Raw genomic sequence first — 15,328 nt, 5'->3', positions numbered from 1 at the left:
GACTCAGTAATTAAAATAGCAAAATTAATGCAATTTGCGCAGTGCCAGAAGTCAGGATTCGGCGAATTCAGAAACAGATTTGGGTCTGGCCACGTCAGAATGAAGCTCCCAAAAGTACTGATGAGAGTCATATTGTAAATAGTCCAAATCAATGCTTACCATCGAATTGGGGTCCGAAACGTGAAACTTCGCAGGTGGGTAATCCGTCAGGGGTTTGTCTTTGTGGGCTGCTTGACTCGATTTGGCTGAAAAATAAGCGGTGAAATCATGGGCCAGATCCACCTGCATCGGATAATGCAAGGTGTCATCAGGCATGCACAACTGATTCACCTGTAAAATGGTCTGCAAACCGGTATCATCAACTATACCATACTGCTGTTTGATGTAATCAGCCACTTCTTGATAGAACAGGGTCCATCCACCAGGCATGCATTTGTCTTTGTTGAAAAAATGCACGGCCCATGAAATCTTTTGAAATTGATTGGGTTTTTCATGAACGTGTTTTAACAGGTCTTGTAAAAACGCAACCGCTCTGATGTTATGTTCCCACTGTAAATACCTGATCACATAACGCAACAATGAATAACCATCGGCCATGGTGTAAATTTCATACATGCCCTTCATCCACTGCAAATCTTTTTGGCTGAAGCTGAATGATGAAATCACAAAATCATTGGCATCGGTTTTTATTTGGTATTTTTCAATGTATTCGGGATCAGCCATGGGACTGTTGGGCAATAATTGTGTCGGGTAGGCTTTGACTGACACATCCATATCGATGTAACGTTGTAAGTCATTGTTGAATGCCTCAACGGTGATGCCTGGTAAACCAATCATCAAATCGGTCGACAGCGGTAATTTTAAATCATAAAAAACCTTGGTCAACTCATCATATTTTTCTGTTTTGATGTTTTTGCGATTAATCACTTCTAAGGTTTTTTCATCAGTGGTTTGGATTGAAATAATGCCCTGACTGATGATGCCACCGGCGGTGAATATCTTAATGATTTCAACCAAACGCCAGGTGGAATTTTTGGTGTAGTTAACCACCACTTCTTGTGGATAGCCGTATTTTTCTTTGGTGTCTACGATGAACTGTGACAACTCAATGTCACGGTCATACAGCCCGAAGTTGGCATCGGCAATCCAAATGACCCTGACTTTGTGCTTACCAATCCATTCAATTTCATCTTTGACTCGATCCAAATCAAACTTCCTGACCTTTTGATTGGTGGCAGAACCCCAATCACAAAAAGTACAACCAAATGGACAACCCCGATTTGACTCAATAATAGCGGCTTCAACCCGACCTTGGTAAACATCAAACAACCCTGACAAATAGGGAGATGGCACATCATCCGGTGCAGCCATGCGCTTGCGACCAGGGGTTCGTATCAATCCTTTAAACAATGCATCTCGAAAGGTGATGCCGGTCACTTGTGACAAAGCTTCTTGGTGGAAAGCAACCCCAGCTTCAGCGGTTTTATATAATTGTGCAAAAATTTCTGTGATGGCCACTTCACCTTCTCCGTGGACAGAAACGTCGACTGAAGGGTGGGCAGCCATAAAATCTTCACTGGCTTTTTTGTACTCTGGCGTGCTGGGGCCGCCATGGATGGTTAAGTTCCTCTTGTCATGGCTTTTAATGGCTTGGCTGACTTGTAAATTGACATCCATCGACCACATGTAATTTGAAAACAGCCAAACCCCTGTTTTGAACTTACGATAGGGGCCATTAAGTAAATCATTGGGATTCAAATAAGTGATTGGAATCAATTGAAACTTGGTCAATAACTCACCGTTATTGTGATTCATCAAAGCACTGTAGATGATGCCCAAGGCCAAAGGAAAGTGGTTTTCCATGTGTGGCACAAAGTAAACCGGGATGCGGCCATCTGGTTCAATTTGTTGCCATGTCTGCGTTTCAGACCCAGCTGTGATTTCAGCATATTGCGTCTGTACCAGCTCAGGGCCTTTGGTTTGTTTCTTTTGAGCAATCAATAAGCCATGCTTGTACAGGGTTTTTAGGATCAACAAACCATCGCCTTCAAACATCAATGCCTTTTCATCAAGCACTGTTTGGTGATCAGTGCCATCGCCGAATGCCAACATCAAAATAACCCAAGAAGTAGGCAGCCTATGCGCTTGCTGACTCGTGTTTGAACAAGCAAAAAAACCATCTTCATGCAGAGAAATGGCTGCATGGCTGCTTAAACTCAGCGCACCCGGTAAATGAACTTCATCCTCTGCGGACACCAGTTCCAAGGGTTGTAGTGTCAAAGCGGAATTCGGTGCTTGGCTGGAATCAAATAAACCCGCTTGTTTGAATTGTTCTACCCTTTGTTGTACCCCTTGGGCTTGTAGGTGTGGCAACCAAGCTTTGATCCATGGGTGATTAATAAAATCAGTGGTGGCTGAATTGACATCACCCTGATTCAAAAAATAAGACAACAACAACACATCAGGTTCATGAATAACCAACGGCGCTCTCACACCAGAGATTTGGGAAACCATTGATTGACCTTTGCGGTTCAAAATCATGAAATCTTGATTAAGTTGCATCTGATTATTTTGGGTAGTTTTAATGTCTACACATTATAGCGGGTTTTGTAACTCAGTCACTACGTTTCAAAATTACTTCAGTAACTTTGAAATTTGTTTAAAACTTGGGTGCTCAGCTGTGCGCATCAATTCAAACAACACCATTTCTGTTGATGTGATGGTAGCGCCGGCTTGTTGCATGCGGGCCATACCCAAGTTTTTATTGGCTTTGGTTCTTGATGACACGGCATCTTGATTAACAGCTACCTGAAATTGACCGTCCAATAAATCCAAAACAGTTTGGTAAACACACACATGACTTTCTATGCCGGTAACAATCAATTGACTGCGACCAGATGAACGCAAATCGGTCAAAAGTTGTTGTTGCCCACAGGATGAAAAACTGATCTTTTCATATGGTTTGATGTCTTGCATCAGTTGTTTGATTTCATCCACAGTTTCCCCCAAACCTTGCGGGTATTGCTCCAGCCAAAAAATGGGCAAATCCAATAATTTTGCAGCGTGTATCATGATTTGAATCTGTTCAATAAGAAACTTCTTACGATGCATCATTTGGGCCAATCGACCTTGAACATCAATCACCATCAAAGCCGTTTTATCCATTTCAAACATATCAATTTTCATCAGTCATGAAGAACTTATATTTTAACAGGTTTTGCCATTTGAGGTCATTGCTTGGTGCTGAACACAGCGAAACAACTTCTCGACAATCTGTTACAGAAGAAGGGAATTAATCGGCTTGGCCCACAATCGATTTAATTTGTCTGACCCATGCGTTGGTAGACAGTGCGGTTGGTAAAGTGTCTCGTTGGCTCAGCGCTTGATCACGACTGAGGTATATACCACTAAGCACCACCCACCAATCAGCGCCATTGACTTGGGTTTTAACGATGCTGTGATCCGTTTGAGCCAAACCATGCTGCGCAATAAATTCAGCCAAATGATGGCGATTTGATGTGCCGATTACTTGAAATGTCCAATAATCTGCAAATTGAGATTGCCATTGACTGAAATCAGCACTTGGGGTTACGCTGGGGACAATGGTTGTGGTGACGGTCGAGGTGTCTTGAGCATTCGTTGGTTGCTCGCTGGAATCTGGCACAGCGCTTTGCGCTGCAGGTTCATTCAGCTCAGCACTTTTACTTGGCGCAATGGCATCTTCTCTGGGGATAAAGTCTTTGATCGAAGACTGCAATGGATCCTCATAGGTTTCCACTTGCTGGCCTATGTTGTTAGACTCAATGGTTTGTATTTCAACAGCTTGGCTGTTTTCATTGGTGAACCTGTTTTGCTCACTTTCACCCAATGCCAACTTCATTGCTTTTTCTTGCGCCCTTTCCTTTTCATCAGCAGGTGCACAAACCCATTTGCTTTTCGCGGCATAACAAATGATGTTGGTTTCGTTGGCATTTTCAGGTGTATCACTTGGATCAGATTGGGCGTCAGACCCCGCAACAAACATCAACAACAAGGTGGTTGTGAGCAGCTTAAATTTGATTAATTGGTCGTTTGTCATGCGCTTTCTGGTGGTGAATAAGTGCAAGCTTTTATTGCTTGTAAAATGTCATGGTCATTCACACCTTCGGCTATAAAGGCCTGGCCCATTCCTTTCAACAAAATAAGACGGTGGTGATCATTGATGACTTTTTTGTCGGATTTCATTCGTTGCAAAACCACTTCCGCTGGATAGTCAGCATCAAGCATAATTGGCAAATCAAAGGCTTGCAACAAGTTTTCCAGCATTTTTCGTATATCAGCAGAGCACAGCCTTAAGTTGGCTGACAGTTCTGCGGCCATGACCATGCCCAATGCCACCGCCTCGCCATGCAAATAATGATAATCACTGACGGTTTCTATCGCATGGCCAAAGGTATGGCCCAAGTTTAATAAGGCCCTGACTCCCTGTTCTTTTTCATCTTGTTCCACCAATTGAGTTTTAAATTGGCAACAGCTGGCGATGAGTTCCATCAAAACTTTTTGGTTCTGCGCTTTGATGGCATGCATGTTCTCAGATAACCAAGCATAAAATGTGGGTTGATTGATGCCTGCGTATTTGATGGCCTCACCAATGCCAGCGTTGAATTCTCTGACAGGCAAAGTGGCCAATGTTTTGGCGTTGATAATAACGGCTTTGGGCTGGTGAAAAGCCCCAATCATGTTTTTTCCTTGGGGATGATTGAAGCCGGTTTTTCCACCCACCGATGCATCAATTTGCGACAGTAAAGTGGTCGGCATTTGGATGAAAGACATGCCACGCATCCAACTGGCAGCGGCAAAACCGGTCATGTCACACACGATGCCACCTCCGAGTGAAACCAACACATCTGAACGGTTGAATCGATGGACAGCCAAAGCATCTAAAATTTGCAGCCAACTGCTGCTGTTTTTGTGTTGCTCTCCATCTTTAAGTACACAGCTGTGAACCACATGTCCTTCAAACAAATTCAGCACATCTGCTAAATACAAAGGGGCCACGATTTCATTGGTCACCACCATGACCTTTTTGTCCTTTAACCACGGACGCAAATCTGAAATATCAAACTGATCAGAATCAATAATGATGGGGTATTGGGCGTTTGGTAAGGTGATATTAAGCTGTGTTTGCATGCTTATTTTATTCGTTTCAATTTTTCAGGATTTTTCAAATGATCCACCACTTTTTTCGCCATTCCGTAAGAACTGGTGCGGCCACTGGCAAATGCAACATCCGCCACCTGGTCATACAAAGGGTTGCGCATGCGTGCCAGTTTTAGCAACCTTTCACGCCGACCTTCACCTTGTAACAAGGGCCTTTGCTTATCTCTTTTCAGCCGTTTTAATTGGTGTTTTACTTCTGTTTTTAAATACACAACCAGTCCATCGGTTTGTTGTAATAGTTGTCGATTTTCTTCCATGCCAACAATCCCGCCACCGGTGGCAATCACTGCATTTTCAAGTTGTAACAACTCCGCCAGCATGGCCGTCTCACGGGTTCTGAAACCGGCTTCTTTTTCAATTTCAAAAATTAAATTGATGGAGACCCCTGTCCGCTTTTCTAGCTCTTGATCGATATCGATAAACTTTTTTTGTAATTGAATGGCAATTTGTTTACCCACGGTGGTTTTTCCGGCGCCCATGGGCCCAACTAAAATGATATTCCGTGAGTTAATTGTCATGCTTTGCATTCTAACATGCTCTTTTCGCCAGCCTTCAATAAAACAACAAGACGCTATAAATCGATGGCCTTACCAGTGCACAAATCAGAAAAAATCCAGCCGTCCAATACCTGCGCTGAAGCAGCCTGTTGTCTGCCATGTAAATCAATCACAACGGCTTTCTGACCCACCGCAATCCCACTCACAGGCTGTGCCGATACCTGAGCCCCACCGGCCACCGCTTTTAACCACAACCAGGTCCCCACGTGGGTTTGTTCAGTATCACAACAGACATTCCTTTTTTGCAGTGCCAGTCGCTGAGAGTATTCCAACATCTTCAGTTCATTGGCTGGATTGATTTCAATGTGACTGTCCGACCCGATCGCCAAGGCGCCACCGGCTGCCATATAAGCAGGCATGGGGAAAATACCGTCACCTAAATTGGCTTCGGTGAGCGGACAGATGCCAGCCACTGCACCCGATTGTGCAATCAGATCAATCTCTTGGTCATTCAAATGAGTCGCATGAACCAAACACCAACGCGAATTCACCGCAAACTGTTGATACAACCATGCTACCGGTCTTTGGCCATATTGCGCTTTAATGGCATCGATTTCAGCTTGCTGTTCGGCGATGTGAATGTGAATGGGTAAATCATCAGGCAAGGCTGCAATCACTTGATGCATTTGATCCTGAGAAACCGCTCGCAATGAATGAAAACAAACACCTAATTTTTGACCTACTGATAACTCGCCTTGTAATTGCTTGAATAAATCCAAATACTCTTCAACACTCAATTCAAACCTTTTTTGTTGCGGCGACAGCGCCTGTTTATCAGGGCCTGCATAGGCATACAACACCGGTAATAAAGTGAGGTTTAAGCCAACTTCATCTGCGGCTTTTAAAATCACTTTTGAATGGGTCAAATAATCGGTAGGATCTTGTTTTGCGCGATGCAAATAATGAAATTCACACACCGATCCATAGCCGGCTCGCTTCATTTCTGAATAACAAGACTTGGCCACTTGGTACAATCGATCTGCATCCATTTCATTGGCCAATCGATACATCAACTCACGCCAAGACCAAAAATCATCTTCTGAAGCCGATCTATACTCACTCAATCCCGCCATGGCTCGTTGAAATACATGGGAATGTACATTAGGCATTTGGGGTATCACACAAGTCAGCGGTTGGTCTTTTGCCTGAAGCGTTTGATTGACTGCAATTGATTGGTAATGACCGTCAGCCACGGTGACCCTGACATTGTGCTGCCAGCCATCGGGTAACAAAGCTGCGTGAAAAAAATAACTGTTCATTTAGGTTTTAATTATGGATTGATTTATAGATAATGACTTATCCCAGAACTGTAGGCCAAAGTGCTTTGGAACACAATGAAAAAAAAGTGTGATTTACTGATTCACAATGCCCAATTAATCACTTGTGCCGATAACGGCAGTGAATTTGGCTTGGTTGAACAAGGTGCTGTGGCCTGTGACCAAGGCAAAATCGTTTGGATGGGCGCCTCCGACCAGATCAGTGCTTTTGCAGCCAACACCAGTATTGATGCCAACAACAACATAGTCACGCCAGGCTTGATTGATTGTCACACCCATTTGGTTTTTGCCGGTTCCAGAGCCAATGAATTTGCCATGCGTTTGGCTGGGGCCAGTTATGAAGCCATTGCGCAAGCAGGTGGTGGTATTTTATCCACAGTCAAAGCCACACGAGCGGCCTGTTTGGAACAATTAGTTGAATCAACCTGTCAAAGATTGGCGCACCTCAAATCTCAAGGTGTCATGACGGTCGAAATCAAATCGGGGTATGGTTTGGATTTTGACAGTGAACTTAAAATGTTGGCGGCGGCACGAGCTGCTGGTGAACGCATGGGCATGGATGTAAAAACCACCTTGTTGGCTGCCCATGCGATACCGCCTGAATTCGCTGATGATCGCCCTGGCTATGTTTCATTGATCTGCCAAGAAATCATTCCACATGTGGCCAAGCACAAATTGGCCGATGCTGTGGATGCGTTTTGCGAAGGCATTGGCTTTTCTGTCGCAGAAACCCGACAAATTTTTGATGCCGCTGCCCGCTGGGGATTACCCGTTAAACTACATGCCGATCAATTAAGTGACTTGGGTGGCGCGGGACTGGTGGCTGAATATGGGGGGCTTTCTGCAGACCACATTGAATACACATCACTAAACAGCGTGCAAAAAATGGCTGAACACCACACCATTGCCACGCTGTTACCCTATGCCTTTTACGCCCTACAAGAAACCAAAAAACCACCCATCAAAGCGTTTCGCGAATGGGGTATCGATATGGCCATCGCCACAGACTCAAACCCTGGCACCGCACCAACAACCAATTTATTACAATGTTTGCATATGGCCTGCACTCAATTTGGGCTGACGGTTGAAGAAGCCATCCTCGGGGTCACCATCAATGCCGCCAAAGCTTTAGGAATCGATGATGAAAAAGGCAGCATTGAAGTCGGCAAAGCGTCTCAGATGGTGCTTTGGGATACGGACCAAATCGCAGACTTGGTTTATTGGCAAGGACAAACTTTGGTCAAACAAACCTTCAAGTAGCTGGCTGTGCTGAAGACTTGAACTCAGGTGTCTTTGCTTATTGAACGTCTGCTTCATTTTTATGTCAAAATAGCAACGGGACAGTAGGGTTTGAATTTAATTACGGGATTATCATGAAATTTATTTATTGCATTATTCTCATCTGTTCACTCACATCTGTTGCTGCCGACTCGCGATTGCACTTTAATCACATGGGTGATATTGTCAAACCTGATTTCGAACACATCAGACTGGGCCTGGAAGACAGCAAAAAAGGCAAAGATGAAAGTGCACTCAAACGGTTCAAGGCCGCAGCCAGGTATGGTAACTATTATGCCATCACTTTAATCAGCGTTAATTACATCAATCAAAAAGATTTTGTCAATGCCCTGGCATGGCTCAAGCTGATCGACCTGAGTCGCTCGGAACAAAAAGACTTGATCAGTGACACCATGAACTTGCTTGCAAAGAAACTGTCTCCCCAACAATCAGCAAACGCCAATCAAATACATCAGGAACTGGTCGCCACTTATGGCCATGAAGCTGCTTTGGCCTACCGTGAAAGCTGGAAAAATAGATTACAGTTTACCGGCAGCAAAATACGCGGCAGGGTGCCTGATAACCTGACCATCGTTTTAGAAGCTGATGGTAGCATTGACCGAACGGCTTCGATATCTGTCACGGGTCATGAAATCAAGGCCCAGCTCGACCAGTTTGTTTATGAATACAGCTTTGATATTCCACTGGGCCAGGTGATTTTGGAACCGGTTGAAATGCTTGATCAGCCGTAAAAATCCGCAGGTTAATTATTTTAAATAAGGGCTTTGTTACATATACCAGCTGTTATTTTAATAAGAACCTTTTATAATCAATCGGATTGATAATAATAAAGGGTAGAACATGGATATTATTCCTACAGCGGGATTTTCATTAGAGTCATTGATGCGTGGTGTAATCGGTATGGTGACACTGGTTGCCATAGCTTACGCATTCAGCAGCAATCGCAAAGGAGTCAACTGGAAGGTTGTGGTGATTGGCTTGTCAATACAACTGTTATTGGCTGTCGGTGTGATCTATGTCGATTCAGTACAAAATATTTTCAAATGGGTCGGTGCCATATTCATCAACATCATGGACTTTACCAAAGCCGGCACTGGATTCTTATTCAGCTCATTCGGTACCGGAGAAATTGAATCGCCGCTGATTAACTTCGCGGTAATGATTTTGCCCACCATTATTTTCTTCTCAGCCCTGACCTCTGTTTTGTTTTATTTGGGCATCATCCAAAAAATTGTCAAAGGCTTGGCCTGGTTATTGACCAAAGCTTTAAAAATATCTGGTGCAGAAAGTTTATCAGTCGCAGGTAACATCTTCCTCGGACAAACCGAAGCCCCATTGATGATTAAAAAGTATTTGGAATCAATGAACAAATCAGAAATTTTGTTGGTGATGATCGGTGGTATGGCCACGGTGGCCGGTGGTGTTTTGGCCGCTTATGTCGGTTTCCTTGGTGGCGAAGACAAAGCTTTACAATTGTTTTATGCCAAGCATTTATTGGCCGCTTCTGTGATGGCCGCGCCAGGTGCTATTGTGGTGGCGAAAATTTTGTACCCGCAAACGGAAAAGATTGAATCCAACATTGAAATCTCCAATGAATCAGTGGGTTCCAATTTCATTGATGCATTGACCAATGGCACCACCGAAGGCTTGAAATTGGCGATGAATGTCGGCGCCATGTTATTGGTGTTTTTCTCATTCATTGCTTTGGTTAACTTTTTACTGAATTTCTTGGGTTCAATACTGAACCTTACCAGCTTAGTGTGCTTGATTGTTGGCTCTGTGATACTCACTGTGGTGTGGATGAAAAAATCACCTGATTTGGCCCGCTGGAAAGCCATTATCCTGAGTACAACCCTGACCTTTACTCTGTACATGATTGTCATGAGTATCGGCATCAACTATTATGAATTAAGCGCTTTCAGCGATAATTTCAACCAATTGATAGCCAGCAACACAACTTATAACAAGCTGTCTTTGGAGTTTATTTTTGGTCATTTATTCGCACCCTTGATGTGGCTGATTGGTGTTGCTACCGAAGACATCACTAAGTTAGGACAATTGTTGGGCGTAAAAATCATCGCCAGTGAATTTGTCGGTTATGAAAACCTGGCCACTTTGAAAGACACCGCACAAGAAGTGCATTTGATGTATGACAAGTCTATTTTGATGGCGACTTATATGCTGTGTGGTTTTGCCAACTTTGCTTCGATTGGCATCCAAGTGGGTGGTATCGGTTCATTGGCACCAGGCCAACGAAAAACTTTGTCGGAGTTTGGCATGAAAGCCTTGTTGGGTGGTACTTTGGCTTCACTGTTTTCTGCCACCATGGCCGGCATGTTGGTCGGTTGATCAATCCATGATGTGAAACGGTTGCCAAATTTGGGTGACAACTGAATAATTTAACTTGCATTTTTTTCTCAGGTGGTTTGTAATCATATAAACCACTTGAGGAGAAAGTTGATTACCTATCACAACCTTGGGCCGCATCAAACCCTCAGAACTGATGCATCGGGAATGCCATTAGAATGGCTTAATTGTGAACAAGTCGCCAAGTTATTGGCATTAGATATGGTGCAATACCAGTTTGGCACCACCATCACCCGTCTCCATGGCGGAATCAATGCCAAGTCCGGCAAACAGAGTTTTTACGACATCCCTGCCATCATCGGCACCAAAGGCTATAACAACCACATCCATAAACAACTGGCACAATATGTTCCGCCTTTAAACAACCAAACCTTGTTCAAACGCGATCAAAACTTATGCCTGTATTGTGGTCAAGTTTTCAACCGCCATGAATTATCAAGAGACCATGTGACACCAGTTTCACAAGGCGGTAAAGACTTGTGGACCAATGTAGTCACCTCTTGTAAGCGGTGTAACAACCACAAAGCCGATCGCACCCCATTACAAGCGAACATGCGTTTATTGGCAATCCCATTTGCCCCTAATTATGCCGAGTATATATTCTTGCAAAACAAAAACATCATTGCTGATCAGATGAATTTTTTAATGAGTCACTTTCCTAAAAAGTCACCTTTCAGACAGTTAAGGTCTTAGTTTTTCAAAGCAATTTGGGGTCAGAAAATGGCACAGGCTGAATAAAGCCTAGCGCACTGTTGAATTTGCCACCGCAAAAACCCTGCGATTCAATATCAATCAATTCCCAACTTTTTGATTTTATAGCGTAAGGCTCGAAAACTGATACCGAGTAATTCAGCGGCTTTGGTTTTGTTGTTGTTGGTTTTCGCCAATGCATTGGTGATTTCTCGAATTTCTATTTCTTCGATGTATTTTTCTAAATTCATCTCTTTATTCAACTGCGGTTGAAATCCGGTGTTTTCTAACTGGATGTCCTCTTCACGAATCAATTGATTTTGGCAATTGACAGCCGCTTTAGACAAGATCAAATCCAACTCTTTCAAGTTACCAGGGAAGTCATACTGTTTAAGCTTTGTTAACGCACTTGGGTGAATTTTGCATGGCAACTTATTCCAGTTTTCTGCCAATTGTTCCAGTTTGGTTTTACAAATTTCAGCCATGTCATCTTTCAACTCCATGATGGTCTTGGTTTCAATGGTGGCCACACACAACAGCCTGATCAATGCTTTTTTGATGCCCAAAGAATGCATGAACTCTTCCTGAGTCCAGTTAGAAGAAACGATGATTCTGCTGTTGTCACCCATGGTCTTGATGAAGTTAACCAATTCAGATTGTCTGACAGGCGTCAGCGCTTCAATGTTTTGGTAAACCAAAGTTCCTTGAATTTCAGGGGTTAAATCCCTTTCTTCATCGGCACAATCAATCACTGTAAAGGCTTCGTTTTTCAAAACACTGTTCTTATGAATTAAAGTGGCAATGTGCTCTTTCCATGTTCCGTTGCTGCCATATATGATGACCGGAACTTGGCTGTTGGCATGTTTCAAAATTTGGTCGTTTAATTGTTCAAAATAAGCACTGCTGATTGGAATGGTAACTGCAGTCGATTTCGCCTCGCCATTTTCATGTTTTTGTAAACCGGTGATGACCAACTGTCGCAAAGTGTCTAAGCTGATTGGTTTGGTGATGAAATCATAAGCCCCTTTCTTTAATGTTTCAACTGCATGGTTGATGGTACCAAATGCAGTGATCACAGCTATCGGCGTCGTGGGGTAATTTTTACTGACATGTTCAACCAGTTCGCTGCCATTGCCATCTGGTAATTTATAATCAGACAAACACAAATGAAAGGAGGTTTTTGATAATTGAAATTTAGCTGATCCAATGTTCTCAGCTTTGTAAACTTTAAAGCCCATGCGGCTCAATGAAATATCTAACAGTTGTAAAATATCTGGTTCATCATCAACCACCAGAATCTTTTTTTGTTCAGTTGTCATATGGCTGCAGCTTCTAATAATTCTCTTCTTATCATCGGCCCAAAATTCATTTCTTCGATAAAATCAATCAAGGCTTCCGGACTCACTCTCGACTTGATTATATCATCATTGTCTATGGGCGCATCAAGTACAATTTTTGACAACAACTTGGACAGCCTGGCATCGGCTTGGTGGTCTCTGATTTTCTTTTGGCATGATTTGGCACCACGAAAACTCAAGAACTCAATCTCTTTGTAGCGACTTAATACCGAATCCAAGTCATCGAAATGATTCAACAGGATTTGTGCCGTTTTCACCCCCACACCTTTGACCCCAGGAATGTTATCCACTTGGTCGCCGGCCAAGGCCAAAAAATCACAAACCTGGTCTGGCCTGACCCCAAACTTTTCAGTCAATGCCTTAAAACCCAAAGGTTTGGACTTACCATAATCCCACCACCAATCTGACGGCCTGACCAACTGCGCCAAATCTTTGTCTGCACTGACCACACAAACATTGTGTCCACGATTGGCATAGGTTTGGTGCAATGTGCCGATCAAGTCATCGGCTTCATAACTGTCATCAGAAAAGGTGGAAATGCCCAACAATTTAGCCAGTTTCTGACACTGTTTAAACTGCAATTTCAGGTCCGCCGGAGCCGGGTCTCGATTGGCCTTATACAACGGGTAAATTTCATTCCTGAATGACGTGGTCAACGCTTCATCAAAAGCCGCTGCAATGAATTGCGGCTGGGTTTGTTTGATGAACCGAATCAAAAAACGTGCAAAGCCATAAACGGCATGATTGGTGTTGCCATGGACGTCCACCAAATCTGTAGACATGGAATAATAACTGCGGAACACAAAAACCGACGAATCGATTAAAAAGGCCGTCGGTTTTTTTGTTGTTTCAGTCATACGAGGCTTTTGTTATCCAATCAAGCCCATGGCTTCTAATTTCAACACGATGCGCTGGGTGGCTTGATCAGGTGTAAAGTCCATGGTGTTGATGTTCATTTCAGGATTAATGGGCGCTTCATAAGGATCACTGATGCCAGTAAACTCCTTAATCACACCTTTTCTGGCCAATGCATATAAGCCTTTGCGGTCCCGTTTTTCACACTCTTCCAGCGGTGTAGATACATGAATCTCAATAAAGCCACCCAATGGCTCAATCATTTCACGAACCTGTTCACGCATTTTTTCATAAGGTGCAATGGGTGCACAAATCGCGACCCCACCGTTTTTGGTGATTTCACTGGCGACATATCCGATTCGCTGTACATTGATGTTTCTGTGTTCTTTGGAAAATCCCAACTCACTGGACAAATGTTGTCTGACCACATCACCGTCCAATAAAGTCACAGGACGATTGATCATTTCCATCAACTTCACCCGCAAAGCATTGGCAATGGTTGATTTACCGGATCCTGACAAACCGGTGAAAAACACCGTGAAGCCTTGTTTGTTTCTGGGTGGGTAGCTTTTTCGGAGCTCTTCCACCACTTCAGGGTATGAAAACCAGGCAGGAATGTCCAAACCCAACTGCAAGCGCCGACGCAATTCAGTCCCTGAGATGTTCAAAATATTTTCTTTTTCTGCAATTTCAGAAACCGGTATGTATTGTGCCTTGTCCTGAGAATAAACCATCATTTCAAATTCAACCATGGCAATGCCCAATTCTTCTTGATGTTGTTGCAATAAATCTTGAGCTGCATAAGGATCATAGAATGGCTGACCATTGGAGTCATCGCCAGGACCCGCATGGTCACGGCCTACAATGATGTGGGTACAACCGAAATTTTTGCGGATAATCGCATGCCACAAAGCTTCTCTGGGTCCACCCATTCGCATCGCCAAAGGCAACAATGACAGCATGGTGGTGCGTTCAGGGTATCGATCCATGACTTTTTCGTAACAACGCACTCGAGTGAAATGATCGATGTCACCTGGTTTGGTTAAACCGACCACAGGATGAATCAATAAGTTGGCTTCCACCCGTTGTGCGGCTCGAAAAGTCAACTCTTGATGTGCCCTGTGCATGGGGTTGCGGGTTTGGAATGCCACAATCCTAGACCAACCCAATTTTTTGAATTTGGCCCTGATTTCTTCTGGGGTGTGTCGATGTTGTTTGTAATCATAATAGGTTGGTAATTGTAGACCCAACAATTCGCCACCCAAATAATACTCACCGGCACGATTCATCAGGTAATTAACCGCAGGATGTTTTAAGTCAGTGGTTCCATAAACCGCTTGGGCTTCTGCTGCTTTGTCCACTTGCCATACATCGCTGACTTGCAACACAGCCAAGACCACACCTTCCATATCACGTAAGGTCAATTGGCCGGCTTCTTTGGCCGCTTGCATGGTTTTTTCATCCACATCCAAGGTAATTGGCATCGGCCAAAGCGTTCCATCAGCCAATCGCATGTCTTGTAACACAGCATTGTAATCCGCTTGTGTCATGAATCCCTTGAGTGGTGAAAATGCACCATTCAAGATCAATTCAATGTCACATATCTGCCGGTCGGTCAGGCTCCAATCTGGCAACTCATTGGCCAGTTTTTGGCGCTCTGCTTTGACTTCCGCTTGTGGAATTAAGTTGATGAGTTCACCACCATGTGGGTTTATGATATTCATAT

Annotated in this window: 13 protein-coding genes; 4 read left to right on the top strand and 9 right to left on the bottom strand. The window is 43.7% G+C overall.

Annotation, left to right across the window (positions count from 1 at the left end):
- Positions 1 to 51 precede the first annotated feature (51 nt).
- The 6 genes from CCS90_RS04320 to hutF all read right to left on the bottom strand — a co-directional run bounded on the left by CCS90_RS04320 (position 52) and on the right by hutF (position 7,015).
- Positions 52 to 2,562, bottom strand: a complete 2,511-nt coding sequence (locus CCS90_RS04320; protein ID WP_099018257.1) for a B12-binding domain-containing radical SAM protein — start codon at positions 2,560 to 2,562, stop codon at positions 52 to 54.
- 72 nt (positions 2,563 to 2,634) lie between these two features.
- Complete coding sequence (locus CCS90_RS04315) at positions 2,635 to 3,186, bottom strand: hydrolase (RefSeq protein ID WP_211337028.1); 552 nt, start codon at positions 3,184 to 3,186, stop codon at positions 2,635 to 2,637.
- Between the two features lie 106 nt (positions 3,187 to 3,292).
- Positions 3,293 to 4,078: an SPOR domain-containing protein gene (locus CCS90_RS04310; RefSeq protein WP_099018256.1), complete on the bottom strand. Its 786-nt coding sequence runs from the start codon at positions 4,076 to 4,078 to the stop codon at positions 3,293 to 3,295.
- Positions 4,075 to 5,169 carry a 3-dehydroquinate synthase gene (aroB, locus tag CCS90_RS04305; protein WP_099018255.1) on the bottom strand — a complete coding sequence of 365 codons (1,095 nt, stop codon included), beginning with the start codon at positions 5,167 to 5,169 and terminating at the stop codon, positions 4,075 to 4,077. The genes CCS90_RS04310 and aroB overlap by 4 nt, the downstream gene beginning before the upstream one ends.
- A gap of 2 nt (positions 5,170 to 5,171) precedes the next feature.
- Complete coding sequence (locus tag CCS90_RS04300; RefSeq protein ID WP_099018743.1) at positions 5,172 to 5,717, bottom strand: shikimate kinase; 546 nt, start codon at positions 5,715 to 5,717, stop codon at positions 5,172 to 5,174.
- A gap of 53 nt (positions 5,718 to 5,770) precedes the next feature.
- Positions 5,771 to 7,015, bottom strand: a complete 1,245-nt coding sequence (hutF, locus tag CCS90_RS04295; RefSeq protein ID WP_099018254.1) for a formimidoylglutamate deiminase — start codon at positions 7,013 to 7,015, stop codon at positions 5,771 to 5,773.
- A 75-nt stretch (positions 7,016 to 7,090) separates the two neighbouring features.
- Between hutF and hutI the strand changes: the two genes are divergently transcribed.
- The 4 genes from hutI to CCS90_RS04275 all read left to right on the top strand — a co-directional run bounded on the left by hutI (position 7,091) and on the right by CCS90_RS04275 (position 11,392).
- Positions 7,091 to 8,293, top strand: a complete 1,203-nt coding sequence (hutI, locus tag CCS90_RS04290) for an imidazolonepropionase (protein ID WP_099018253.1) — start codon at positions 7,091 to 7,093, stop codon at positions 8,291 to 8,293.
- 113 nt (positions 8,294 to 8,406) lie between these two features.
- Positions 8,407 to 9,063 carry a hypothetical protein gene (locus CCS90_RS04285; RefSeq protein ID WP_143751543.1) on the top strand — a complete coding sequence of 219 codons (657 nt, stop codon included), beginning with the start codon at positions 8,407 to 8,409 and terminating at the stop codon, positions 9,061 to 9,063.
- 109 nt (positions 9,064 to 9,172) lie between these two features.
- Positions 9,173 to 10,681, top strand: coding sequence for a NupC/NupG family nucleoside CNT transporter (locus tag CCS90_RS04280; protein ID WP_099018251.1), 1,509 nt, complete (start codon positions 9,173 to 9,175; stop codon positions 10,679 to 10,681).
- Positions 10,682 to 10,846: 165 nt separating this feature from the next.
- Positions 10,847 to 11,392 carry an HNH endonuclease gene (locus CCS90_RS04275; RefSeq protein ID WP_099018250.1) on the top strand — a complete coding sequence of 182 codons (546 nt, stop codon included), beginning with the start codon at positions 10,847 to 10,849 and terminating at the stop codon, positions 11,390 to 11,392.
- 95 nt (positions 11,393 to 11,487) lie between these two features.
- On the opposite strand, the gene CCS90_RS04270 is transcribed toward CCS90_RS04275, so the two are convergent.
- The 3 genes from CCS90_RS04270 to CCS90_RS04260 are packed head-to-tail and all read right to left on the bottom strand — an operon-like array spanning position 11,488 to position 15,326.
- Entirely contained in the window at positions 11,488 to 12,708 is a 1,221-nt protein-coding gene (locus tag CCS90_RS04270; RefSeq protein WP_099018249.1) for a sigma-54-dependent transcriptional regulator, read from the bottom strand.
- Positions 12,705 to 13,604: a 5'-3' exonuclease gene (locus CCS90_RS04265; protein WP_099018248.1), complete on the bottom strand. Its 900-nt coding sequence runs from the start codon at positions 13,602 to 13,604 to the stop codon at positions 12,705 to 12,707. Before CCS90_RS04265 ends, CCS90_RS04270 begins: the two co-directional genes overlap by 4 nt.
- Before the next feature lie 12 nt (positions 13,605 to 13,616).
- On the bottom strand, positions 13,617 to 15,326 hold the full coding sequence (locus CCS90_RS04260) for a bifunctional sulfate adenylyltransferase/adenylylsulfate kinase (RefSeq protein ID WP_099018247.1): 1,710 nt from the start codon (positions 15,324 to 15,326) through the stop codon (positions 13,617 to 13,619).
- Positions 15,327 to 15,328: the final 2 nt, after the last annotated feature.

Origin of the sequence: Marinicella litoralis (genome assembly GCF_002591915.1) — a bacterium.
GTDB lineage: Bacteria > Pseudomonadota > Gammaproteobacteria > Xanthomonadales > Marinicellaceae > Marinicella > Marinicella litoralis.
The sequence above is the reverse complement of the archived record's forward strand: the minus strand, read 5'-3'. Positions and strand labels throughout refer to the sequence as shown.